16 protein-coding genes and 2 tRNA genes are annotated in these 22,834 nt (G+C 74.0%); 4 read left to right on the forward strand and 14 right to left on the reverse strand.

Translation table 11 applies throughout. The features are described 5' to 3' along the window. The first annotated feature begins 54 nt into the window (after positions 1-54). Complete coding sequence (locus ACIPRD_RS28665) at positions 55-525, forward strand: PPOX class F420-dependent oxidoreductase (RefSeq protein WP_356402273.1); 471 nt, start codon at positions 55-57, stop codon at positions 523-525. Between the two features lie 100 nt (positions 526-625). Here ACIPRD_RS28665 and ACIPRD_RS28670 read toward each other — a convergent pair whose 3' ends face one another. From ACIPRD_RS28670 to ACIPRD_RS28710, 9 genes are all read right to left on the reverse strand, one after another. Beyond that, on the reverse strand, positions 626-1,384 hold the full coding sequence (locus ACIPRD_RS28670; RefSeq protein WP_401567189.1) for a TetR/AcrR family transcriptional regulator: 759 nt from the start codon (positions 1,382-1,384) through the stop codon (positions 626-628). A 110-nt stretch (positions 1,385-1,494) separates the two neighbouring features. Beyond that, entirely contained in the window at positions 1,495-2,928 is a 1,434-nt protein-coding gene (locus ACIPRD_RS28675; protein WP_356402268.1) for an MFS transporter, read from the reverse strand. A 92-nt stretch (positions 2,929-3,020) separates the two neighbouring features. Then, positions 3,021-5,246 carry an ArnT family glycosyltransferase gene (locus tag ACIPRD_RS28680; protein ID WP_401567192.1) on the reverse strand — a complete coding sequence of 742 codons (2,226 nt, stop codon included), beginning with the start codon at positions 5,244-5,246 and terminating at the stop codon, positions 3,021-3,023. Further along, on the reverse strand, positions 5,243-6,667 hold the full coding sequence (locus tag ACIPRD_RS28685) for a glycosyltransferase (RefSeq protein ID WP_401567195.1): 1,425 nt from the start codon (positions 6,665-6,667) through the stop codon (positions 5,243-5,245). The genes ACIPRD_RS28680 and ACIPRD_RS28685 overlap by 4 nt, the downstream gene beginning before the upstream one ends. Positions 6,668-6,735: 68 nt before the next feature. Continuing rightward, positions 6,736-8,466, reverse strand: a complete 1,731-nt coding sequence (locus tag ACIPRD_RS28690; protein WP_401567196.1) for an ATP-binding protein — start codon at positions 8,464-8,466, stop codon at positions 6,736-6,738. After that, entirely contained in the window at positions 8,463-9,203 is a 741-nt protein-coding gene (locus tag ACIPRD_RS28695; RefSeq protein WP_356402260.1) for a response regulator transcription factor, read from the reverse strand. Before ACIPRD_RS28695 ends, ACIPRD_RS28690 begins: the two co-directional genes overlap by 4 nt. A 120-nt stretch (positions 9,204-9,323) precedes the next feature. Continuing rightward, on the reverse strand, positions 9,324-10,196 hold the full coding sequence (locus tag ACIPRD_RS28700) for a DUF2797 domain-containing protein (protein ID WP_401567199.1): 873 nt from the start codon (positions 10,194-10,196) through the stop codon (positions 9,324-9,326). 24 nt (positions 10,197-10,220) lie between these two features. Next, positions 10,221-11,264 carry a Bro-N domain-containing protein gene (locus ACIPRD_RS28705; protein ID WP_401567201.1) on the reverse strand — a complete coding sequence of 348 codons (1,044 nt, stop codon included), beginning with the start codon at positions 11,262-11,264 and terminating at the stop codon, positions 10,221-10,223. 67 nt (positions 11,265-11,331) lie between these two features. Then, positions 11,332-11,706 carry an HGxxPAAW family protein gene (locus tag ACIPRD_RS28710; RefSeq protein ID WP_401567203.1) on the reverse strand — a complete coding sequence of 125 codons (375 nt, stop codon included), beginning with the start codon at positions 11,704-11,706 and terminating at the stop codon, positions 11,332-11,334. 422 nt (positions 11,707-12,128) lie between these two features. Here ACIPRD_RS28710 and ACIPRD_RS28715 point away from each other — a divergent pair, with 422 nt between their 5' ends. Then, complete coding sequence (locus ACIPRD_RS28715; protein WP_401567206.1) at positions 12,129-13,046, forward strand: LLM class F420-dependent oxidoreductase; 918 nt, start codon at positions 12,129-12,131, stop codon at positions 13,044-13,046. Between the two features lie 146 nt (positions 13,047-13,192). Here the strand turns inward: ACIPRD_RS28715 and ACIPRD_RS28720 are convergent. Beyond that, positions 13,193-13,265: transfer RNA gene (locus tag ACIPRD_RS28720), tRNA-Arg, on the reverse strand. Between the two features lie 283 nt (positions 13,266-13,548). Next, positions 13,549-13,639 (reverse strand) — tRNA-Ser (locus ACIPRD_RS28725). Positions 13,640-13,859: 220 nt separating this feature from the next. On the opposite strand from ACIPRD_RS28725, the gene ACIPRD_RS28730 reads away from it, so the two are divergent. Continuing rightward, positions 13,860-14,348: an SSI family serine proteinase inhibitor gene (locus ACIPRD_RS28730; RefSeq protein ID WP_356402460.1), complete on the forward strand. Its 489-nt coding sequence runs from the start codon at positions 13,860-13,862 to the stop codon at positions 14,346-14,348. 360 nt (positions 14,349-14,708) lie between these two features. Beyond that, positions 14,709-19,412, forward strand: a complete 4,704-nt coding sequence (locus tag ACIPRD_RS28735; protein ID WP_401567209.1) for a PAS domain-containing protein — start codon at positions 14,709-14,711, stop codon at positions 19,410-19,412. 197 nt (positions 19,413-19,609) lie between these two features. Here the strand turns inward: ACIPRD_RS28735 and ACIPRD_RS28740 are convergent, their stop codons facing one another. The 3 genes from ACIPRD_RS28740 to ACIPRD_RS28750 all read right to left on the reverse strand — a co-directional run bounded on the left by ACIPRD_RS28740 (position 19,610) and on the right by ACIPRD_RS28750 (position 22,658). Continuing rightward, positions 19,610-21,253 carry a long-chain fatty acid--CoA ligase gene (locus ACIPRD_RS28740; protein ID WP_356402458.1) on the reverse strand — a complete coding sequence of 548 codons (1,644 nt, stop codon included), beginning with the start codon at positions 21,251-21,253 and terminating at the stop codon, positions 19,610-19,612. A 112-nt stretch (positions 21,254-21,365) separates the two neighbouring features. Then, positions 21,366-22,067: a SigE family RNA polymerase sigma factor gene (locus ACIPRD_RS28745; RefSeq protein ID WP_401567212.1), complete on the reverse strand. Its 702-nt coding sequence runs from the start codon at positions 22,065-22,067 to the stop codon at positions 21,366-21,368. Positions 22,068-22,343: 276 nt separating this feature from the next. Continuing rightward, positions 22,344-22,658 carry a hypothetical protein gene (locus ACIPRD_RS28750; RefSeq protein WP_356402246.1) on the reverse strand — a complete coding sequence of 105 codons (315 nt, stop codon included), beginning with the start codon at positions 22,656-22,658 and terminating at the stop codon, positions 22,344-22,346. Between the last annotated feature and the right edge of the window lie 176 nt (positions 22,659-22,834).

A 22,834-nucleotide genomic window follows, 5' to 3' on the forward strand; every position in this document is an offset into this window, starting at 1 on the left:
CGTACGCACAGCGGGATCGGGCGGACCGGGTCCCGCGCGTTCTACGCTGCGGCCATGGCACCCCACATCGCGACGAACACCCGAGTGTCCCTCGACGGACTGCTGGACTTCGTACGCCCCCGCCACCGCGCGATCCTGCTCACCCGCCGCGCCGACGGCAGCCCCCAGGGCTCCCCGCTGACCTGCGGCGTGGACGACTCCGGCCGCATCGTGATGTCCACCTACCCCGAGCGCGCCAAGACCCGCAACGCCCGGCGGGACCCCCGGGTCAGCCTGATCGTCCTGAGCGACGACTGGAACGGCCCCTGGGTCCAGATCGACGGCACCGCCGAGGTCGTCGACAGCCCCGACTCCGTCGAGCCCCTGGTCGAGTACTACCGCAACATCGCCGGTGAGCACCCCGACTGGGACGAGTACCGGCAGGCGATGGTCAAGCAGGGCAAGTCCGTCGTCCGGGTGACGCCGGAGAAGTGGGGCCCGGTGGCGACCGGCGGGTTCCCGGCCCGCCTCGCCGAGCAGGAGTAGCGGCGGGCGGGCGCCGGCGGACGGGCGGAGGCCGGCGGCGGGTGCGCGGGGCCCGGCGGCGGGCGGCGGCAGGCCGCGGGTCAGTCGCGGTCAGCCCCGGTCAGCCGCGGGCGACCATCGCCTCGATGCCGGCGATCAGCAGGTCCAGGGCGAAGGCGAAGTCGCGGTCCAGCATCTCCGCGACCGTGTCCCCGCCCCGGGCCGCCATCAGGTCCTCCGACTCACGGAACACCTCGGCGGATCCCGGTGCCTCGGACACCAGCTCCATGGCCTGCCGGTGGAACTCGTCGGCGCTCAGCCCGGTGTCCGCGATCCGGGCGAAGAAGTGGCCCTCGATCGTGCCGAAGCCGTAGACGAACTGGAAGACGGCCGAGATGGCCCCCGTCACCCCGTGCGCGGGCAGCCCCGCGCGGCGCACCACCCGCTGGACCACCCGGGAGAAGGCCAGGGAGTTCGGGCCGATGTTGAGGTAGCGCCCGGCGAGCGGGGACAGCCAGGAGTGCCGCGCCAGCAGCGCCCGGTACTCGGCCGCCAGGGCCCGCAACTGCTCCCGCCAGTCGGCGTCCGCGTCCTCCAGGTCCGGCAGCGGCAGCTCCCCGAAGGCGGCGTCCAGGGCGAGTTCGAGCAGATCGTCCTTGGTGTCGACGTACCAGTACAGGGACATCGCGGTGACGTCCAGCTCGCCGGCGAGGCGCCGCATGGAGAACTTCTCCAGCCCCTCGGTGTCCAGCAGCCGTACGGACACCGAGGTGATCCGGTCCCGGTCCAGCCCGGACGGCTGTCCCCCGCGTCCGCCGCGCCGCTCCTTGCCCTCGAGCCAGACGCTGTCCCGCGCCGGCCGCCCGTCCGCCTTCGCCATCGACGCACCCTCCTGGAACTCCGGCCACTCCTCACGATGCTAGGCGCAGGCCGGGGGGCCGGGGGAACCGCGCTACCGGCCACGGTCGGCCCGCGTCCGTTCCCCCGCTCTCAGACGGCCGCGCGCTCCGCGCGCCGCAGCAGACCCGCCGCCAGCAGCCCGCCGAGCAGCACGGCGACGGCGCCCACCAGCTGCCCGGCCCCGAGCCCGGACGCGAGGGACTTCCCCGAGGCGACGGAGGAACTGAGCACCGCGCCCAGGACGGCCACGCCGAGGCCGTTGCCGAACTCGGCGACGGTGCCGTTGATCCCGGCCCCGACCCCCGCCTTCTCCGGCGGGATCGCGCTCATGATGGCGTGGGCCATCGCGGGGTTGGCGACCGCGCATCCGACACCGATGAGCACCAGCCCGAGCAGCGTGCCCGCGTACCCGGCGGAGTCCAGCTCCGCGATGGACACCAGGCCGCAGGCCATCAGCGCCATGCCCAGCCCGATCGCCACCGGCGTCCCCAGCCGCGCCGCCCACTTCGCGGACACGCCGGTGAAGTTGAGCAGGACGACCGACAGGGCCAGCGGGGCCGTGCGCAGCCCCGCCTCCAGCGGGCCGTACCCGAGCACCAACTGCAGGTGCTGGGTCAGCAGGAACAGCGCCCCGCCCATCCCGAAGGTGATGAGCACGGCTCCGGCGACCGCGCCGGTGAACCTGCGGTCGCGGAAGAACTGGACGTCGACCATCGGCTCCGCGGTCCGCCGCTCCCACAGCGCGAAGACGGCGAGCACCACCACGGCCGCGCACGCGGCGCCGAGCACCCGCGGCGAGGTCCAGCCGTGCCGCGGTCCGGAGATGACCGCGAACACCAGCGTGGCCATGCCGACCGTCGACAGCAGCGCGCCGGGCAGGTCGGGGCGGGACCCGTCCGCGGGCGGGTTCTTCGACTCCGGCACGAACACCACCGCCGCGGCCACGCCCAGCACCGCCACCGGGAGGTTGACCAGGAAGACCGCGCCCCAGGAGAAGTGGTCCAGCACGAAGCCGCCGATGAGCGGGCCGGCCGCGAAGCCCAGCGAGTTCACCGCGCTCCAGACGCCGATCGCCTTCGGCTGTTCCGCGGGCGCGAAGATCTGCATCGCCACGGCGAGCGTGGTGGTCAGCAGCAGCGCCCCGCCGACGCCCATGCCGGCCCGCGCGGCGATCAACTGGGCGGTGGTACCGGCCAGTCCGGCCGCCAGCGAACCGAGCCCGAACAGGGTCAGCCCCGCGATCAGCATCTTCTTGCGGCCGTACCGGTCCGCGGCGCTCCCCGCGGTGAGCAGCAGGCCCGACTGCACCAGGGAGTAGGCGTTGATCATCCACTGGATGTCGGAGGTGGACGCGTGCAGCGCGCGGGTCAGCGAGGGGATGGCCACGTTCAGGACGGTGTTGTCCAGCAGGACGGTCAGCTGGGCCAGGCAGATCACGCCGAGGATCAGCCAGCGCCGGGGGTGGCCGGAGGGGCCGGGGCCGGAGGCCTCGGAGGAGCCGAGGGAAGGGGACGCGGTCGACATGCCGTACACCGTATAGGACTTCCTATACGGTGTACGGCACATTTTCGGGTGCCCGGCCGGAGTGGGGCAGGCCGGGGAGCCGGCCCCGGGCGTCAGCTTCCGGAGGGCCGGGTCAGGTCGTAGAACGTGGCCGGACCGGCCGTCACCTTCGTGAAGTTCTTCTCCACCCAGGAGGTGATCGCCGATGCGGTGCCGCTGCCGCCGCTCCGGCCGCGTTCGCCCATGCCCATGCCGCCGCCCATGCCGCCGCCGGAGATGAAGTAGTGGATCCGTCCGTCGGTCACGTACTTCTTGAACTCGGCGAGCGTCGGGGACGGGTCGGTCCCGTTGAAGCCGCCGATCGCCATCACCGGGTCACCGGTGGCCAGCTGGTAGCTCGCGGCGTTCTGGGAGCCGACGGACGCGCCGGCCCAGGTGTAGTGCCCGGCGTCCTTCTCCAGCAGCTTCTTCGCCGCGGCGGAGACCTTCGCGCCGTCCAGCAGACCGCCGAGGCCGCCGCCGCGTCCGCCCTCGCCGGGGAACGCGCCGCCCGGGAAGCCGCCGCCGGGGAATCCGCCCGTCCGGCCGTTGCCCTGGCCCTGGCCCTGCGGTGCACCGTTCTGCCCGGGCGTCCCGCCGCCCGGGAGGCCCTGGCCCGGCGCGGGCATGCCCCCGTTGGCATTGCCGTTGCCGTTCCCGTTCCCGTTGCCCTGGCCCTGCATGCCGCCGCCGAAGCCGCCCCGCGTCCCGCCGCGTCCGCCGCCGGGACGGCCGCCGCCGAAGCCCATCGTGCTCGCGCCCGCCGGGCCCGCCGTAGGAATGGACCCGGTGTGCGCGGAGGCCACCGTGCTCAGCGTGAACGCCGTCGGACCGGCCAGCGCGGTCACGAGCGCCACCGACGCGGTGGCGAGGGCGAGGGGCCGGGAGAGCCGGCCGGCGAAGACCAGCCCCAGCGCCGCCAGGAGGCCGCCGGCCAGCACCGGCAGGCGCAGCCACGGCAGGTAGTCCGAGGTGCGCTCCAGCAGGACGTACCCCCACACGGCCGCGGCCACCGCGGAGGCCGCCAGCGTGAGGGCGGCCCAGGTCTGCGCCCGCCGCTCCCACAGCAGACCGGCGCCCATGCCGATCACGGCGGCGACGTAGGGGGCGAGGGCCACCGTGTAGTACTGGTGGAAGATGCCCGCCATGTAGCTGAACACCGCCATCGTGATCAGCATCGAGCCGCCCCACACCAGGAACGAGGCGCGCGTGACGGACGCCCGCCGCAGTCCGCGCGTCGCCCACAGGCCCGCGGCCAGCAGGATCAGCGCGGCCGGGATCAGCCAGGAGATCTGGGCGCCGACCTCGGCGCCGAACATCCGGTCCCAGCCGGTCTCGCCCCAGCCGCCGCCGCGGCCACCGCCACCGCCACCGACGCTTCCGGTCTCGTCGCCGCTGATCCGGCCGAGGCCGTTGTAGCCGAAGGTCAGCTCCAGGAAGCTGTTGTGCTGCGAGCCTCCGACGTACGGCCGCGAGGAGGCCGGCCACAGCTCGACCACCGCGACCCACCAGCCGCCGGAGACCACGAGCGCGAGGGTCGCGAGTCCCAGCTGGACCAGCCGCCTGAGCGGCCGCACCGGAGCGCAGAAGGCGTACACCAGGGCCAGCGGCGGCAGGATCAGGAAGGCCTGGAGGGTCTTGGCGAGGAACGCGAAGCCGATGGCCACGCCGGCCCACACCAGCCACCTCGTCCGGCCGTCCTCGACCGCGCGGACGACGAAGTAGCAGGCCAGCGACATCAGCAGGGCGAGCATCGCGTCCGGGTTGTCGAACCGGAACATCAGCGCCGCGACCGGGGTGAGCGCGAGGACCGCGCCCGCGACCAGACCGGCCACCGGACCGGACCGGCGGCGTACCCCGGCGTACACGACGGCCACCGTGCCGACGCCCATGAGGACCTCGGGCACCAGCAGCGCCCAGGTGTTCAGGCCGAAGATCCTGACCGACAGCTCCATGGGCCACAGGAACGCCGAGGGCTTGTCGACGGTGATGGCGTTGCCCCCGTCCAGCGAGCCGAAGAAGAACGCCTTCCAGGACGTGCTGCCCGCCTGCACGGCCGCCGTGTAGAAGGAGTTGGACCAGCCGGAGGCGGAGAGGTCGTACAGGTAGAGCAGGAGCGTGGCGGCCAGCAGGCCGAGAAAGGCCGGGCGCACCCCGACCGGGTCCTCGGGGCGGCCGCGCCACAGCCCGTGCACGACGGACCTCCGCCCGGTGCCGCCGGACGCGGCGGCGGCCGGGGACGGCGGCGCCGGTGCGGGCACGCCGCCGTGCGGGGCCGGGGAGTCGTAGTGGGTGGTCATCGGGGGTCCCTCTGGTCGGTGTCGTGGACGTACGGCGGGTTCGCCGCGCGGGCCGGCATGGCCGGGATGTACGGGACCTGCGGGGCCTGTTGGGCCTGTTGGGCCTGATGCGTCTGATGCGCCTGATGCGCCTGATGGGCTTTCTGCGCCTGATGGGCCTGCGGCACCTCGGGGCCGCGGCCGGCGCTGTCCGGGAAGACCCAGGCGCGGAAGAGCAGGAAGCGCAGGACGGTCGCGGCGAGGTTGGCCGCGACGAGCACGCCCAGCTCGGTGGAGTGGGCGGGACGCGCGGTGGCCGTGTTCAGGGCGGCGAGCGAGCCGCTGGTCAGGGCGAGCCCGATGGCGAAGACCACCAGGCCCTGCGCCTGGTGCCGTACGGCACCGCCCCGGCCGCGCACCCCGAAGGTGAGGCGGCGGTTGGCGGCCGTGTTGGCGACCGCGGAGACCAGCAGGGCGAGCGCGTTGGCGGTCTGCGATCCGCAGAAGTGCCGGAAGCCGCTGTAGAGGAGCAGATAGAACAGGGTCGACAGGCCGCCGACCACGCAGAACCCGACGAGCTGGCGGGCCAGGCCCCGCGGCACGTCCTGGATCTCACGGTCGCGCGGGTCGTCGCCGAAGGGCCGGGCGAGCCGGTCCAGCGGGAGCGAGCCGGAGGTCAGCGCCCGCCCGACCCGCCACACGCCCCTGAGGTCGTCGGTCGCGGTGCGCACGATGTGGACGGTGGAGTCCGGGTCGTCGACCCAGTCGACGGGCACCTCGTGGATGCGCAGCCCCGCCCGCTCGGCCAGCACCAGCATCTCGGTGTCGAAGAACCAGCCGGAGTCCTCCACCAGCGGCAGCAGCACCTGGGCCACCTCGCGCCGGATCGCCTTGAAGCCGCACTGCGCGTCGGAGAAGCGTGCCTGGAGCGAGCCGCGCAGGATCAGGTTGTAGGTCCGGCTGATGAACTCGCGCTTCGGGCCGCGCACGACCCGCGAGGCGGGCGCGAGCCGGGAGCCGATCGCCAGGTCCGAGTGGCCCGAGATCAGCGGCGCGACCAGCGGGAGCAGGGCGTTGAGGTCGGTGGACAGGTCGACGTCCATGTACGCGAGGACCGGTGCCTCGGAGGCGGACCACACGGTCCTGAGGGCGCGGCCGCGGCCCTTCTGCTCCAGCCGGAAGCACCGGACCTCGGGGATCTCGGCCGCCAGCAGGGCCGCGACCCGCGGGGTGGCGTCCGTGGACGCGTTGTCCGCGACCGTGATGCGGAAGGCGTACGGGAAGGTCCGCGCGAGGTGCTCGTGCAGTCTGCGCACACACGGCCGGAGGTCCTTCTCCTCGTTGTAGACGGGGATCACCACATCCAGGACGGGCGTGCCGGCGTCTGTGGCCGGGAGATGCTCCCGCGCCGGCAGGGTGCCGGGAGAAGAGTCGGTTCGCATGGGACCGACTCTTCTCAAGTGGCCTGTCGTGCCCGTGTGGTGACGCTGTGCCGTGCCTGTGAGTCGAGTTACCGGTCCGCGTCACCGGCCGCGCCGGCCGTCCCGCGGGCGGCCACGGCCGGGCCCGCGGCGCCCATGACACCCGAGGCACTTGAGGCACCCGAGGTATCTGGGACACCTGGGGCACCCATGGCACCCATGACGCCCACCGCATCCCAGGTGCCCGACGCGTCAACGGCGTCCGTGGTGGTGCCCGCCGGGCCGGCGGCGCCGTCGAGCGAGGGCAGGCGCACGGAGAACGCCGTACGGCCCGGGACGCTCTCCACCGTCACCGAGCCACCGTGCGCGGCGGCGACGGCCCGCACGATGGCGAGCCCCAGACCGGTGGAACCGGTGGCACGGGAACGCGCGGAGTCTCCGCGCGCGAACCGCTCGAAGACATGCGGCAGCAGCCCGGCCGGGATGCCCGGCCCGTTGTCCTCGACGTCGGCGCACAGCCACGGACCGTGCCGCCGCACGCGCGCGGTGACGGTCGTCCCGGGCGGGGTGTGGGTACGGGCGTTGGCCAGCAGGTTCACCAGCACCTGCTGGAGCCGGGCCGCGTCGGCGAGCACGAGCGCCGGTTCGTCGGGCAGGTCGAGCCGCCAGGTGTGGGCCGTTCCGGCGGCGCGGGCGTCGCTGACGGTGTCCACGAGCAGCGGCACCAGGTCGGTCCGCTCGAACCGCAGCGGCCGTCCCGCGTCCAGCCGGGCGAGCAGCAGCAGGTCCTCGACCAGGAGGGTCATCCGGGCCGCCTCGGACTCGATACGGCCGAGCGCGTGCCGGGTGTCCGGGCCGACCTGTTCGCGGCCGCGCCGGGTCAGCTCGGCGTAGCCCCGGATGGAGGCGAGCGGGGTGCGCAGCTCGTGACTGGCGTCGGCGACGAACTGCCGGACGCGCGTCTCGCTGCGCTGCCGGGCGTGCAGGGCGTCGTGGACGTGGTCCAGCATGCGGTTGAGCGCGGCGCCGACCCGGCCGACCTCCGTGTGCGGATCGCACTCCGCCTCCGGGACGCGCTCGCTGAGGTTCACCTCGCCGCTGTGCAGGGGGAGTTCGGAGACACGGCCGGCGGTGGCGGCGACCCTGCGCAGGGGGCGGGTGGCCACGCCGACGATGACGGTGCCGGCGATCCCGGCGGCGACGAGCGCCGCGACGGTGACACTGACCTCTATGAGGATCAGGGTGCTGATGGTTCCGTCGGTGTCCTTGGTGGGGATGCCGACGTAGAAGTCGCCGTTCGGTCCGTGGGCGTACGTCACCCGGTAGGAGCCCAGTCCGGGCACGTCCACGGTGTGCGCGTCGTCGTCGTGCGGGACGGAGCCGAGCGCGGTCAGCTGGGTGCCGCCGAGAACCTTGGGCTTCATCTGCAGGGTGGCGGTCGACTTGAAGCCGAGCACTCCCTCGGCGGCACGGCCGTCCACGACCCGGGCCACGACGGTGAACTGCGGCTGCGGGCCGCGGGTGACGAAGTCGGACAGGGTCTTCTCCCCGCCGAACCGGCCGCTCCGCCCGATGTCCGGCGCGGCCGGACCGCCCTGTCCGGGCGGGGCGAACCGCCCGGACACCCGCTTACCGGCCTCGTGCAGTCCCCCGTCCAGCTGCTCGTACAGATGGGAGCGCAGGGCCAGCGTGGTCACGCTGCCGATCACCGCGCACACCACGGCGATGAGCGTCACGGACGCGACGACGAGCCGTGTCCGCAGGGTGCGCGGCTGACCCGCCCGCCGCACGCGCGCGTGCGGCCGGCGCCGGCCGCTCATGCCACGGCGGGCTTGATCAGGTACCCCGCGCCGCGCCGGGTGTGGATCATCGGCTCCCGGCCGGCGTCGATCTTCCTGCGCAGATAGGAGATGTACAGCTCGACGACATTGGCCTGGCCGCCGAAGTCGTAGGACCACACCCGGTCCAGGATCTGCGCCTTGCTGAGCACCCGGCGGGGGTTGCGCATGAGGAAGCGCAGCAGCTCGAACTCGGTGGCGGTGAGATGGATGCCCACCCCGGCCCGCCACACCTCGTGGCTGTCCTCGTCCAGGGTCAGGTCGCCCACCACGAGCACGGACTCCGAGCGGCGGTCCGCCGCCCCGGCCCGGCGGATCAGCCCGCGCAGCCGGGCCACGACCTCCTCCAGGCTGAACGGCTTGGTGACGTAGTCGTCGCCGCCCGCGGTGAGCCCGGCGATCCGGTCCTCCACCGCGTCCTTCGCGGTCAGGAACAGCACGGGCACGTCGGGCAGTTCACGGCGGAGCCGGCCGAGCACCGCCAGTCCGTCCATGTCGGGCAGCATCATGTCCAGCACGACGGCGTCGGGCCGGAACTCGCGTGCCGCCTGCACGGCGCCCTGCCCGTCCCCCGCGCTCCTGATCTGCCAGCCCTCGTACCGCAGAGCCATGCTCAGCAGTTCGGTGATCGACAGCTCGTCGTCCACCACCAGCACGCGGACGGGGCTTCCGTCCGGCCTCAGCAGTTCGGTGCGCCCTTGGGGGGAGGTCGTCGTCATGGTGCACACCTTGTCGGCGACCTCTGAGAAGAGACTTTCCTCCGTCTGTGATTTTCCTGAGAAAGGCACAGGCGGCTCCCAGGAAGCACCCGGGAACGGGCGCGGCTCCCGCGCGCGCCGTCAGAAGAGTCCTTCCTGCTCCTTCTTGAACTCCCTGATCGGCACGGTGATTTCACCTTCCGGTGAGTCCAGCGGCGTCAGCTCCCAGCCGGTCAGCAGGCGGGTGTCGAGGACGACGACGCCCCTTCCGGCGACGGCGAGATGCAGATCGGGTCCGGCGGCGGCGACCAGCTCGCCGCTCACGCGGCCGCCCGGCAGGAGTTCCACCACGCCGCCGACGGCCGGATCCGCGCCGGTGATCCCGAACACACCCACATGGTCGACGACTTGGCAGGGTTCGCGGGTGAGCGACTCGGGCCAGCCGCCGAGGGCGACGGCCCGCGTGTGCAACTCCTCGATCTCCGCGGCGCGTTCGGCTTCCGTGGCCGGCAGGGCGGAGCGCACCGCCCGCTTCACGGCGTACGGGATCCGGTCCGGGACCTGGAGGGCGGCCCGGAGCAGTTCCTCGGTGCGCCGGGCCGCCATCAGCGGACCGGTGCCCAGCCAGCTGAAACACACGGCACCCTGTTCCAGCAGGCGTGCCGGACCGCGTTCCAGGGCCGTGATGCCGACCTTGACCAGGCCGGGGCCGAACCAGGCGAGGTAGACACGGTAGGGCCGGGGGTCGTCCGCGATCGTGTCGGCGGCCACGGAGTGCGCCCGGTCCAGCCGCGCGCACTCCTCGCACCGCGCCCCGGTGCTCCGCCCCGGCACCGCGGCCACCACCGGGCACGCGTGTCCCCGCGCGCCCACGCACCGCCGCGCCGATCCGTCCGCGACCGCGAAAGCGACCCGCTTCCCCCGGGTCAGCACGCTGCGCCGCCCCCCGTCCCAGAGCAGCACGGGCCCGCCGGTCGACCAGCGCTGTCCGGAACATCTCCACATGTGTGCCATCACCCGTGAGCGTAGAGGCAGCCCCTACGGCAGGGCGTACACCGGCATCCCGTCCGCCGCGCTCCCCACCTGCCGCATGCAGCCCCGCTTGATCAGCATGCGCAGGCAGTCGTGCACCCGCTCGAGCGTCAGCCCGGTCCGCTCGGCGACCTCCTCCAGCCGGCAGGGCACCGGCCCGCGCACCAGCGCCGGGGCGAGACAGGCCGCAACCGCGTGGACGTCCTCGGTGACGACCAGATTCCGCTCCCTCCAGACCGCGAGCAGCAGCTGGGCGTTCATCACCGGGGGCGGGACCGGCGGAGGCTGAGGCGCGGGGGCCCGAGCGGGTGCCGGTGCAGGTGTCGGTGTCGGTGCCGGTGCAGGTGTCGGGGGCCGCAACCGCTCAGCGATGAGGTCGAGGGTGTCGGCGATACGTACGAGGACGTCCTGGACGCCGCCGACGCGGGCGCCGATGGCGCCGAGACGCTCGTTGCCGCGGCCCAGTTCCGCGTTGGTGCGGCGCGTCTCCTCGATCCGCTGGAGATCCGCGACCGCGAGCGCCTCGTCCGCCCGGATGTTCCTCTCCTCCAGCCGGACGATCGCGTCGGCGACCTCCTGGGGCATGAGGTAGGCGGTTCCACCGGTGGGGGCGGGCTGCATGGGGGCGGTCCGGAGCGTGTAGGAACCTTCACGCTGGACGGTCTCGATCACTTCGGAGACCCAGGCTTTGAAGGGTGCGCACTCCGGCTTCGTACAGCCGTTGATGAGAGTGATCAGGCCACGCAGATTCACCATACGCATCGATCTTTTCAGGCCATGACCTGCGACTTTGCTCGAAGCGTCCACTCCATAGACGCTTCGGGCAAGATCTTCGAGAGACTGCTGGCTCTCGGCTGCGACATGCCACAGCACGGCTTGCCGCGTGTTCGCGTAACCGAGGTTCACGGCCACGTCCACTGCCGGGAACCAGTGCTCACCGTCCGGCGTGGTCAGCCTCCGCACGCGGGCTCCCGTGGCCGCGAACACGAAGTCGTCGATCTCGATCACGTCCTGTTTCCGCCCCGACCACGCGTCGTCCTGCTCGTACATCGAGCATCACCTCCACCCCGGAAGCTAGGGACGCAAGATCCCCAACTTTCCTTCAGGGAAGGCGCATTCACTCGATAGGGGACAGAGGTATCGATTCATCGGAAGACGCCCCCGGGCTCGCGCTCAGCGGGCCCGGGTGTTCGGGCGGGGCTCCTCGGCCCGCCAGGCGGCAGGACACGCAGCCCGGGTGTCCTGCGCGGGCGCCGGTGTCCCGTGCCCGCATCCCCCACTGGCCCCGGGACCGCACTCCCGGCGGTTTTCCCCAGCCGGAGAGGTGGAGGGCCCAGGTGACCAGGACGCTCACCCCGGCGAGCACCAGGCCCACCACGGCCAGTGGCCAGGAGGTCGTACACACCCCCGCCCCCAGCAGGCCGGTTCCGGCTGTGGCGACAGCGAAGCCGGTCCAGCCGGCGATCGTGTGTCCCTCGTCGTGCAGACTCATGGGCACCCCCAAGCAATCCGTCTCCCGGGCCGAGACGTCCACATCCGAATATCCCAGGCCCCGCCCGCCTCAGGAAGACCACCGACCGCCCGGCCCGCCCGGCTCCGGGGACACCTGGCTCACGCCCGGCTCAGGGGGACACCCGGCTTACGGCCGGCCCGCCCGGCTCCGAGGGACACCCGGCTCACACTCAGCTCGCACGGCTCAGGGGGACACCCGGCTCACGCCCAGCCCGCACGGCTCAGGGGGACACCCGGCTCACGCCCAGCCCGCCCGGCTCAGGGGGACACCCGGCTCACGCCCGGCCCGCCCGGCTCCGGGGAAACACCCGGCTCGCACCCGGCTCGCCCGGCCGACACCCCCGCCCGTCTCCCCGCGCGGCGCCGGCCCCGCGACCCTAGGCTGGCGGCAGGAGGTAGCGGATGCGACTGGGCCTGCACGCGCTCGGCATCGGCGACGGTGCCCGTCCGGAGATCGTCCGGGCGGTGGCCACGGCCGCGGAGGCGCACGGTTTCGCACGGCTGTGGTGCGGCGAGCACGTGGTGCTCGTGGACGCGCCCGCCTCCCGTTACCCCTACTCCGCCGACGGCCGGATCGCCGTGCCCGCGGACGCGGACTGGCTGGACCCCCTGCTCGCCCTGACCTACGCGGCGGCGGTCACCAGCCGGATCGAACTCGCCACCGGCGTGCTCCTGTTGCCCGAGCACAACCCGGTCGTGATCGCCAAGCAGGCCGCCACGCTCGACGTGCTCTCGGCCGGGCGGTTCAGCCTCGGTTTCGGGGTCGGCTGGTCGGCGGAGGAGTTCGAGGCGCTCGGCGTCCCCTTCGCCGGGCGCGGACGGCGGACCGAGGAGTACCTCGCCGCGATGCGCGTCCTGTGGAGCGAGGATCCGGCCTCCTTCGCGGGGGAGTTCACGCGCTTCGACGCGATCCGCGTCAACCCGAAGCCGGTGCGCGGCGGCCGGCTCCCGGTCGTGGCCGGAGGCAACGGCGCCGTCGCCCTGCGCCGCGCGGCCGCGCTCGCCGACGGCTGGTACGGCTTCGGCGTCGCGGTGGCCGAGACCGGCGCGCACGTCGCGTCCCTCGCCGCCGAGTGCGCCCGCCTCGGGCGCTCCTTCGACGGGTTCACGGTCGCCGTGGCACCGGCCGACGCCACTCCGGAGGACCTGCCCGCCCTCGCCGCCGCGGGGGTCACGGAATGCGTGGTCGTCGGCGCGCCCCCGGCCACCCCGGACGCGGCGGCCGCCTGGGTCGCGGAGCTCGCCAGGACGTGGATGGTGACAGGGACGGGAACGGGGACGGCGACAGAGACGAGGACGGGGTCGGCGGCGGGGAATTGACCGCGGGGGCGCGCTCGCGAACGGCCGGCGGATTCCCTTTCGCCCGGCGGGGATCAGGAACCGGGCGGAGAGATCGCGGCCCGGCCGGAGATCCGTTCCCGGAAACACCGAAGGCCCCGGATCTCTCCGGGGCCTTCGGTCTGCTGTGCACTCGGCAGGATTCGAACCTGCAACCTTCTGATCCGTAGTCAGATGCTCTATCCGTTAAGCTACGAGTGCTTGTTCTTTTGTTTTTGTCTTTGTTTCCGGCCCTTTCGGCCCGTCCCGGCGACAGGAAGAACATTACATGACTGCCGCCGCCATGTGAAATCCGATCCACACACCCCTTGTGACCTGCAAAAACGCAGATCCGGCCGCACGGGTGCGCGGCGGCGGGACGCAACGGGCCGGTGCCGCGGAAGACCCACGGAAGACACGGGAGATCACTCGTGGGGCACGAGGGAATCCGAGGCGGAGAACACCGAAGCCCCGGTCCTGGGGACCGGGGCTTCGGATCGAGGTGCGGAGGCGGAGGGATTTGAACCCTCGATGGGGGGTAAGCCCCAAACCGCATTAGCAGTGCGGCGCCATAGACCGGACTAGGCGACGCCTCCAGCACAACCATTCCCGCGAGCGCGCGAACGGTGCGTGCAGATGATGACACAGACACGTGCGGTGTCACCAATCGCCCCCCACGGTACTAGGCGCGGGGGCCACAGAGCAAAGGGCTTACCGGGCGGCGCGGCAGGTGGCGGACACCGCCGGGGAGCCGAGGCACCGGCGGGGAGCCGGCGGGGACCGCAACGTCCGGGGAGCGTGCGCGTTGGGCAGGGCATGGTCTCCTTCCTGCCCGGCGTCCCGCGCGGCGCCCTCGTGTCCTCCCTCGCCGCCGCCCTGTCCTCCCTGACGGCCCTCGGCGCCGTACCGGCCGCGGCCACGCCCGGTTCCGCGCCCGCGGCACCGCCGCCCGTACGGCCCGAGGACCGGGCCGGCGACCACCTCACGGTCGTCGTCCGGCACGCCGGTCCCGGCCGGGACGGGACGTACGAGGTGTCCTGTCATCCCGCCGCCGGGGATCACCCGGACGCGGCGGGAGCCTGTCGCGTGCTCGACGAGAACACCCAGTGGGGACGGGACACCTTCGCCCCGGTACCCCCCGGAAGCATCTGCACGCTGATCTACGGCGGCCCGGCCACCGCCCATGTCACCGGCACCTGGGCCGGCCGCCCGGTCGACGCCCGGTACGACCGCGGCAACGGATGCGAGATCGGCCGGTGGGACCGGCTGGTGCCCCTCCTCCCGGACATGAACGCCTCCGGATGAGGGACACGGGGCGCGAGGGGACACGGAGGCGCGAAGGAGTACGGCCGCCGAGCCGCGACCACGTCACCCCCGCGCAGCCCCCGCGCCGTCACCACGCAGGCCCCGTGCCGTGACCGTAAAGGTCCGGCGAAGGTCTCGGGCGGGCGGCACCCGCCCGGGAGGGGGATCGGCGCGGCACCGTACGTACAGAAGAGGAGGTGCGGTCACCTGTTCGGCATCACTTCGTCGTGCGACCTCCCTCTCATCCGGCAACGCGCCCCCGACTCCTGCCCTTAGACTCCCTCGCGTGACACGCTGCGGGCCGGTTGGCAAGATGGCCCGAGCGGTCGGCAAGGTGCGGTAACAGGGAGGAAGCGTCTCGTGAGCAGCAGGCCATCCCGAGGCGCTGCTCGCCTCGCGGCGATACTCGACGCGCTGCCCGACGCGTTGGTCCTGGTCAACGCCAACGGGACCGTCGTGAACGCCAACACCATCGCCCTGGAGGCCTTCGAGGCCCCGGGCACGGCACTCGTGGGGCGTGGGCTGCTCGATCTGCTGCCCGAGTTCGACTCCAGGCTGATCCCGGGCTCCATGCGGCGCCCCGATCACATGGACCCGCGCGGACGGACCAAGCCGACGCGGATGGTCGCGCGGCGCACCGACGGGACCGAGTTCCCGGTCGAGGTCACGAGCGCGAACCTGGAGAACGGCCAGCAGGCGTACGACGGTTCCGGCTACACCGGCGACGAACTGCTGATGATCGTCGTACGGGACCTGTCCGGGACCGTGGACACCGAGGCCGAACTGGCCCGCTCGCAGCGGCAGACCGAGATGATCCTGCGGGCCGCCGCCGAGGGCGTCGTCGGCACCGACACCGACGGGCGGATCGTGCTCGTCAACCCGGCGGCCGCCCAGATCCTGGGCTTCCGGGCCGGCGAGCTGGGCGGCAAGGAACTGCACACGCTCTTCCTGCACTCCCGCGCCGACGGCTCCCCCTTCCCGTACGACGAGTCGCCGCTCGCCGACACCCTGCGCTCCGGGCGCAAGCACCGGGTGCGCGGGCAGGTGCTGTGGTCCAAGAACGGCGACAAGGTCGCGGTCGACCTGACGACCGCGCCCGTGCGCGACGGCGACCAGCTCGTCGGCGCCGTCATGACCTTCACCGACCGCCGCCCCTACGACGCCCTCGCCGACGAGAAGAGCACGCTGGAGCAGGCGCACGCGGACGAGGTGGAGAAGCTCTCCGAGGAGCACGCCTCCGACCTCACCGCGCTGCGCCAGCAGCACGTCACCGAGCTCGACGAACTGCGCGAGCGGCACACCGCCGAACTCAAGGAGCTGCGCGAGCAGCACGACGAGGAGGTCGCGGCCGGCGAGGAGCGGTACGCCGCGCTCGGCGAGCGGGAGAAGGACCGGTACGAGGCCGTCTCCGGCCGGCACGAGCAGTTGCTCACGCTGCTCGGCGGGTCCCTGCGCGGACCGCTGGACGAGCTGCGGCGCGAGCTGGCCGCCCTCGCCGCGGACGACGCCGGCCAGCTGTGGCCCGAGGCCAACCAGGTGCTGCACCACCTGTCGGCGGGCTACTCGCGGATCACCACCCTCATCGACAACGTCCTCGGCTACCAGCGGCTCGACGCGGGCACGGAGGACATCACCCGGACGAAGGTCATGCTCGACGCCGTCGTCGCCGCCGGCGTGGACGGGGCCGTCGAACTGATCGGGCCGGGCCGGGTGCAGTTCGCCGTGCACGCCCCGCCCATCGAGGCCGAGGTCGACCCGCAGCGGCTCGCGACCGCGCTCGCGCACCTCGTCGCCGACGTGGCGGGCGTGGACGCGACCGGCAACTCGCCCGTTTCCACGGGCGGTTACCTGGACAACACCGTCGTGGTCGCCGCCGCGCAGCGCGGCGAGGTGGCCCGCATCGAGGTGCGCGGCCCGTACGCCGGGGGCGACCCGGTGCACGAGCCGATCGTGCGCGGCATCGTGCGCGCCCACGGGGGTGTGCTGCAGACGCACGAGGTGCCGGGCATGAGCGGCAGCGCGTACGTCCTCGAAGTACCGCTCGGGGGCGGGGCCGGAGCGGTCGCCGCCCGGGTCCCGGACCCCAGGGAGGCCGTGGCCGCGGAGGCCGTGCCGGACACCCCGACCGAGCAGGTCGCCGTGGGCAGGCGGCGGGCCCGGAGGTCCTCCACCGACGCGTTCCTGGAGATCGAGGTGCCGGGCCAGGCTCCGGCCGAGGGCCCGAACGGCGACGGCGAGGCCGCCGTGCCGACCGGCCGGCGCCGCAGGCGGGCCGGCGCGCCCGCCGAGGAGGCGGGCCCGATCGCGATCGAGAGCGCGGAGGCCTCCGGTTCCGGAGGCACCGGACGGCGTCGCGGACGCCCCGCCGAGATCGGCTCCGGCGAAGGCGGCCCCGCGGGCGCGGTGCCCGCCCTGGGTGCCGCGGGAGTCGTGGTGACGGCGGCCGAGCACGCCGCCGGGGCCGCCGCGTCCGGTTCGGGACTCGGCGGGGCCGTGCCGCCCCAGGGGGTTCCCGTGCCCGCCGGGCAGCGTGCCCCGCAGGACGGCGTCCGGCCGCAGGCGGCCCTGCCGCCCGCGCTGCCGGCACCGGCGGCCGCCGGGAACGTTCCCGATGCCGACGAGGCGGAGGACGACGGTACGGCCGACGGCGGGGAGCCGACCGGCCGGCGCCGGCGTGCGCTGGCCGCGGCCGCGGACCGTGCGGCGGCGCAGGAGGCCGGCGGGCGCCCCGTCTTCGCGCTGCCTCCCGCCGAGGCCGACCGCTCGCCCGAGTACATGGCCGCCGAGGGCGCGCCCCTCGCTCTGCCCGCGGGCCCCGGGGCCCCGGGCGTCGCGGCACCGGCATCGGCACCGGCACCGGGCGAGGACGGACGGCACGACGCCGTGGCGGCCGGCCCGGACGAGGACCACACTCCGCCGCAGCCGCATCCGGCCACCGCGCCGACCGGCCGCCGCCGCAGGGCTGTCGCGCCGCCGGCGGAGGCCCCGGAGGCCGTCGCGGTCCCGCAGGCTCCGCAGGCCGTGCCGGTCGCCCCGGGGGTTCCCGCACAGACGGCCCAGGTTCAGCCGGCTCAGGTTCAGGCCGCTCAGGTTCAGGCGGCTCCGCAGGGCGTCGCCGTCGAGGCATCCGCCGCCGGGCAGCCGGTCCCCGTACCGGGCGCCCCGGCGCAGACCGCCCCGCAGGCGGGCCCCGTCGGCCCGGCCGGCGTGGTCGCTCCGGGCGGCATCGTCGCTCCGGGTGGTGCCGTGGCCCCCGCGGGAGTCGTGGCGCCGGGCGGTGTCCCGGCACAGGCCGCGCTCCCCGCGCAGGCAGGACTCCCCGCGCAGGCCGGGCTTCCGGGCCAGGCGGGCGTCGTGGCGGCGCCCGGTGCCGTGGCCCAGGCCGCGCCCGGCCAGGCCGTGCCGGCCGCCGGGGGTGTCGTACCGGCGCAGGGCGTCGCGGGCCAGGGCGTGCCGGTGGCCCCGGGACAGCCGGTGGTTCCGGGACAGCCGGTTCCGGCGCAGGCCGTACCCGGTCAGCCCGCGCAGCTCGCTCCCGGGCAGCCCGTTCCCGGACAGGCGGTCCCGGCGCAGCCCGTGGCCCCGCAGGCCGTGGCGGGTCAGCCGGTGCCCGCGCTCCCGGGTCAGCCGGTTCCCGCACAGCCCGTACCCGGTCAGCCGGTCCCGGTTCCGCCGGGCCAACCGCAGCCCGCTCCCGCCCCGCAGGCCGGTCAGCCGGCCGCGGCTCCCGCGGCCCAGCCGCTCCCCGTCGAGGCCGCCCCCGGCACGGCGCAGACCCCGGCGACCGGGGTGCCGCAGCAGTGGCCCGGCACGGACGGCACGTCCGGCGCGGGCACGCAGGCCCCGCAGGCCGGCGCCGCGGCGGACGCCGCCCAGGCGTCGCGGGCCGCGCAGCCGCTGCCCGCCGAGGCGTCCGGAGCGACGGCGGACCCGAACTCCACCCAGGGGCGCGCGATCAGCGTGCGCACGCTGGGGCAGGGGGTGCCGTTCGCCCGGCAGGCCCTGCAGGTGCAGCAGCCCGGCGCGACCCCGCCCCCCGGCTCCCCGGGCGGCTCCGGCCGCCGCCGGAAGCTGGGCACCCCGCCCGATCCGGCCGCGCGCCCGGGCCAGCAGCCGGAGCAGCCCGGCCGGCCGAACCCGGCCGAGGCACCGGCCGGGCAGCCGTCCGCGGCGGGACAGTCCCGGCTGGCGCCGAACACCGAGGGCGCCGGACGGTCGTACGCCATAGGAGCTCCGGACGCGAACGCGGACGAGGGTCCCGAGCCCCTGGACGGTCCCGGTGGCGCCGTCGAGGTGTCGGACACCCCGCGTCCGCAGCCGCTGGACGACGAGCTGCCCCCGGAGCCGCTGGACAACCCGCGCCGGCTGCTGGTGTGGCCCGCGCCGGACGTGACGACCCAGCAGGCGCTGAGCGACCGCGGCTACCGGCCCGTCATCGTGCACTCCCGCGAGGAGGTCGACGCGCAGATCGCGGCCTTCCCGGCGGCGCTGTTCGTGGACCCGCTGACCGGTCCGATCACCCGTACCGCGCTCCAGTCGCTGCGTCAGGCGGCGGTCGCCGCCGAGGTGCCGGTGATGGTCACGGCGGGACTCGGGCAGGCCACGCGCGAGGCGGCGTACGGCGCCGACCCCGCCGTACTGCTGAAGGCGCTGGCACCGCGCGACAGCGAGCAGCACCCGCCGCGGGTCCTGCTGATCGAGGAGCACGCGGAGATCGCGCTGGCGCTGACCTCGACGCTGGAGCGGCGCGGGATGCAGGTGGCGCGGGCCGCGAGCGACGCCGACGCGGTGACGCTGGCGGGGCAGTTCCGGCCGAACCTCGTGGTGATGGACCTGATGCAGCTGCAGCTGCGGCAGGCCGGCGGCACCGGGATCATCGACTGGCTGCGCGCGAACGGCCAGCTCAACCGCACCCCGCTCGTCGTCTACACCGCCGCCGTCGACACGGCCGACCTGCCGGGCCTGGCCTCGGGCGAGTCGGTGCTGTTCCTCGCGGAGCGGTCCACCAGCGACGAGGTCCAGGCCCGGATCGTGGACCTGCTGGCCCGGATCGGCACGAACTAGACGACCGGCGGCGACCCGGCCGATCGCCGGCGCCCGGCCGTACGCGGGGGCGGGCTCGGCGCCGGGCCGTATGCGAGGCGGGCGGCCCCGGCGGCTGTCCTGTCCCGGCGGCTGTCCCGCCCCGGCGGCGCGTTCCCGCGGCGGAGGTCGCGGGAACCCCCGGGCACGGGGCCCAGGGGTTCGCGGAGGACCGGCGGTCAGAGGGTCGTGACCTCCAGCTCACCCTCCGCGTACTGCCTGCGCAGCACCTTCTTGTCGAACTTGCCCACGCTCGTCTTCGGGACCGAGGCGATGACCGCCCAGCGCTCGGGCAGCTGCCAGCGGGCGATCCGGGCCTCCTCCGCGAGGAAGGTGCGCAGGGTCGCGAAGTCGGCGCCGGCGCCCGCCTTGAGCACGACGGTGGCCAGCGGCCGCTCGCCCCACTTGTCGTCGGGCACGGCGACCACGGCCGCCTCGGCGACGTCCGGATGCGACATCAGCGCGTTCTCCAGCTCGACCGAGGAGATCCACTCGCCGCCGGACTTGATGACGTCCTTGGCGCGGTCGGTGAGGGTGAGGAAGCCGTCGGGCGAGATGATGCCGACGTCACCGGTCTTCAGCCAGCCGTCCGCGCTGAACTTGTCGTCCGGACGCAGGGGTTCGCCGTCGGGGCCGTTGTAGTAGGCGCCCGCGATCCACGGACCGCGCACCTCCAGCTCGCCGGCCGACTCGCCGTCCCAGGGCAGGCGTTCCCCGTCGGGGCCGGTGAGCCGCGCCTCGACGCCGGCCGGGAAACGGCCCTGGGTGAGGCGGTAGGCGAACTCCTCCTCGGTGCCCACCGCGTGGGCCGGGGGCCGGGAGACGGTGCCGAGCGGCGAGGTCTCCGTCATGCCCCAGGCGTGGCAGACGCGCATGCCGAGCTCGTCGAAGGCCAGCATGAGCGAGGGCGGGCAGGCCGAGCCGCCGATGGTGACCTGGGTGAGCGTGGAGACGTCACGGGGACGGGCGCGCAGCTCGCCGAGCAGGCCCTGCCAGATCGTGGGGACGGCGGCCGCGTGCGTCGGCCGCTCGCGCTCGATCATCTCGGCGAGCGGGGCGGGCTGCAGGAAGCGGTCGGGCATCAGCATGTTGACGCCGGTCATGAACGTGGCGTGCGGCAGCCCCCAGGCGTTCACGTGGAACTGCGGCACGACGACGAGCGAGGTGTCCCGGTCGGTCAGGCCCATCGACTGGGTCATGTTGACCTGCATGGAGTGCAGATAGATCGAACGGTGGCTGTACACCACGCCCTTGGGGTCGCCGGTGGTGCCGGAGGTGTAGCACATCGCGGCGGCCCGGCGTTCGTCGATCTGGGGCCAGTCGTAGGCGGTGGGCCGGCCCGCGATCAGCTCCTCGTACTCGTGGACGCGCGCGGTGGCGCCCTCCAGCGGTGAGCGGTCGCCGGGTCCGCAGACCACGATGTGCTCCACCGTCGGCAGCCCGGACAGCAGCGGCGCGAGCAGCGGGACCAGCGAGCCGTTGACGATGATCACGCGGTCGGCGGCGTGGCCGACGATCCACGCGAGCTGCTCGGCCGGCAGCCGCAGGTTCAGGGTGTGCAGCACCGCGCCCATGGAGGGGATCGCGAAGTACGCCTCGACGTGTTCGGCGTTGTTCCACATGAGGGTCGCCACGCGCTCGTCCTCGCGGACACCGAGCCCGTCGCGCAGCGCGTGGGCGAGCTGGGCCGCGCGGGTGCCGATCTCGGCGAAGGTGCGCCGGTGCGGCTCGTCCTCCCCGGTCCAGGTGATCACCCGTGAGGTCCCGTGGACCGTCGACCCGTGGGTCAGGATCCTCGAGATCAGCAGCGGTACGTCCTGCATGGTGCTCAGCACGGCGTCCTCCCGGGTGATATCGCCTGCGCGGCAGTAGGGGCTGCGCTGATTCTGCGCACATACCGCGCGGTATGTCACTAGCGGGAGCGTGATTCACCCCTCAGCGGACGAGTCCGAGCTCCGGATCCTCGCGCAGTTTGCCGAGCGCCCGCGACACCGCCGACTTCACGGTGCCCACCGAGACCCCGAGCACCTCCGCGGTCCGGGCCTCGCTGAGATCCTCGTAATACCTGAGGACGACCATCGCCCGCTGGCGTGCCGGCAGCTTGGCGACCGCGCGCCACATGGCGTCGTGCAGCGCCTGCCGCTCGGCCTGGTCCTGCGTGCCGGGCACGGGGTCCGGCTCGGGCAGCTCGTCGCAGGCGAACTCGTCGACCCGGCGCTTGCGCCACTGCGAGGTCCGCGTGTTCAGCAGGGCCCGGCGCACATAGCCGTCGAGCGCGCGATGGTCCTCGATCCGCTCCCACGCGACGTACGTCTTGGCCAGCGCGGTCTGCAGCAGGTCCTCGGCGTCGCTCGGGTTCGCGGTCAGCGAGCGGGCGGTGCGCAGCAGGACGGTCTGCCGTGCCCGCACGTACGACGAGAAGGAGGCGTAGCCGGCGTGCGAGGGGTACGAGGGCGGAGCCTGACGGGACGGGCGCGAGGGGGACGACGGAGACGAGGAGGACGAGGGGGACGCCGCGCGCGGGGTGGGAACCGGGGCCGGTGCGGGCGGGGAATGCCGGGCGGGCGGCGCGTGCGGGGCAGCCTGCCGCGCCGGTGCGGCGGCGGCCGAGGCACTGGTGCAGACAGGTGTGGTCACGTCTTCCACGCTAGGAGCGGACCGCGTCCCGGGGATCGCCCCCAGGTGCCGAAACGGGGTCCCCCTCAGGTTGTAGGGGCCGGTCCGCCCGCACCTCCTGAAGGTGGAGGGCCGGACCCCCCTCCCCTGCCGGGTCGGCCCCGAGAGGGCGCCGTGCGGGCGGGCGCCACGCCCCCAACGCCCGCGCGGCGGTACCGAAGTACCGCCGCGCGGACGTGTGACGACCCCGGAGCACACCCCGCGGGACCCCTCAGCGGAAGGGGCCCCGCCCCAGACTCACCCCCACAGGGGGCCGAAGTGGACGGCGACGTTCGAGTTGCCCTGCTGGATGGCGGTGAAGGCGGAACCGTTGACCTGTGCGGTGTTGCTCTGGTTCGAGGCGCCCGAACCGACGGCGTTCTGCTGGGTGGTCGACGAGTTGCCGTTGTTGTCGTGCCCCACCCCGCTGCCGATGACGCTCGCCACACCCGCGTTCGATCCGTCGTCCGCGATGGCGCCGTTGTCCGCCGCCGCGACGCCCGAGAAGAGGGCGACCGCGAGCGGAAGGGCGGAGACGGCGGCGAGAACGCGGGCGGTACGGATGCTTGCCATGTTGTTCCTCCAGAACCATGAACTCGGCGGCCGGAGCGGCCGTAGTGCGTGAAGTACTGCTGTTGTCGGGGCAGTTGGCCGACCGCCTCGACTTCGTGGACGACGTCGCGAGTCCAGAGTTGCCCAGCGGAACGGCACGGAACCACCCCGGGCGGCCTGATTCGCACGCAAGCGTG

The organism is Streptomyces sp. NPDC090108 (genome assembly GCF_044747185.1).
In the GTDB taxonomy this organism is placed as follows: Bacteria; Actinomycetota; Actinomycetes; order Streptomycetales; family Streptomycetaceae; genus Streptomyces.

Coding starts and splice junctions, on each gene's coding strand:
- ACIPRD_RS28665 (WP_356402273.1), top strand. CDS start 55: ATGGCACCCCACATCGCGACGAACACCCGAGTGTCCCTCGACGGACTG.
- ACIPRD_RS28670 (WP_401567189.1), bottom strand. CDS start 1,384: ATGGCGAAGGCGGACGGGCGGCCGGCGCGGGACAGCGTCTGGCTCGAG.
- ACIPRD_RS28675 (WP_356402268.1), bottom strand. CDS start 2,928: ATGTCGACCGCGTCCCCTTCCCTCGGCTCCTCCGAGGCCTCCGGCCCC.
- ACIPRD_RS28680 (WP_401567192.1), bottom strand. CDS start 5,246: ATGACCACCCACTACGACTCCCCGGCCCCGCACGGCGGCGTGCCCGCA.
- ACIPRD_RS28685 (WP_401567195.1), bottom strand. CDS start 6,667: ATGCGAACCGACTCTTCTCCCGGCACCCTGCCGGCGCGGGAGCATCTC.
- ACIPRD_RS28690 (WP_401567196.1), bottom strand. CDS start 8,466: ATGAGCGGCCGGCGCCGGCCGCACGCGCGCGTGCGGCGGGCGGGTCAG.
- ACIPRD_RS28695 (WP_356402260.1), bottom strand. CDS start 9,203: ATGACGACGACCTCCCCCCAAGGGCGCACCGAACTGCTGAGGCCGGAC.
- ACIPRD_RS28700 (WP_401567199.1), bottom strand. CDS start 10,196: ATGGCACACATGTGGAGATGTTCCGGACAGCGCTGGTCGACCGGCGGG.
- ACIPRD_RS28705 (WP_401567201.1), bottom strand. CDS start 11,264: ATGTACGAGCAGGACGACGCGTGGTCGGGGCGGAAACAGGACGTGATC.
- ACIPRD_RS28710 (WP_401567203.1), bottom strand. CDS start 11,706: ATGAGTCTGCACGACGAGGGACACACGATCGCCGGCTGGACCGGCTTC.
- ACIPRD_RS28715 (WP_401567206.1), top strand. CDS start 12,129: ATGCGACTGGGCCTGCACGCGCTCGGCATCGGCGACGGTGCCCGTCCG.
- ACIPRD_RS28730 (WP_356402460.1), top strand. CDS start 13,860: ATGGTCTCCTTCCTGCCCGGCGTCCCGCGCGGCGCCCTCGTGTCCTCC.
- ACIPRD_RS28740 (WP_356402458.1), bottom strand. CDS start 21,253: ATGCAGGACGTACCGCTGCTGATCTCGAGGATCCTGACCCACGGGTCG.
- ACIPRD_RS28750 (WP_356402246.1), bottom strand. CDS start 22,658: ATGGCAAGCATCCGTACCGCCCGCGTTCTCGCCGCCGTCTCCGCCCTT.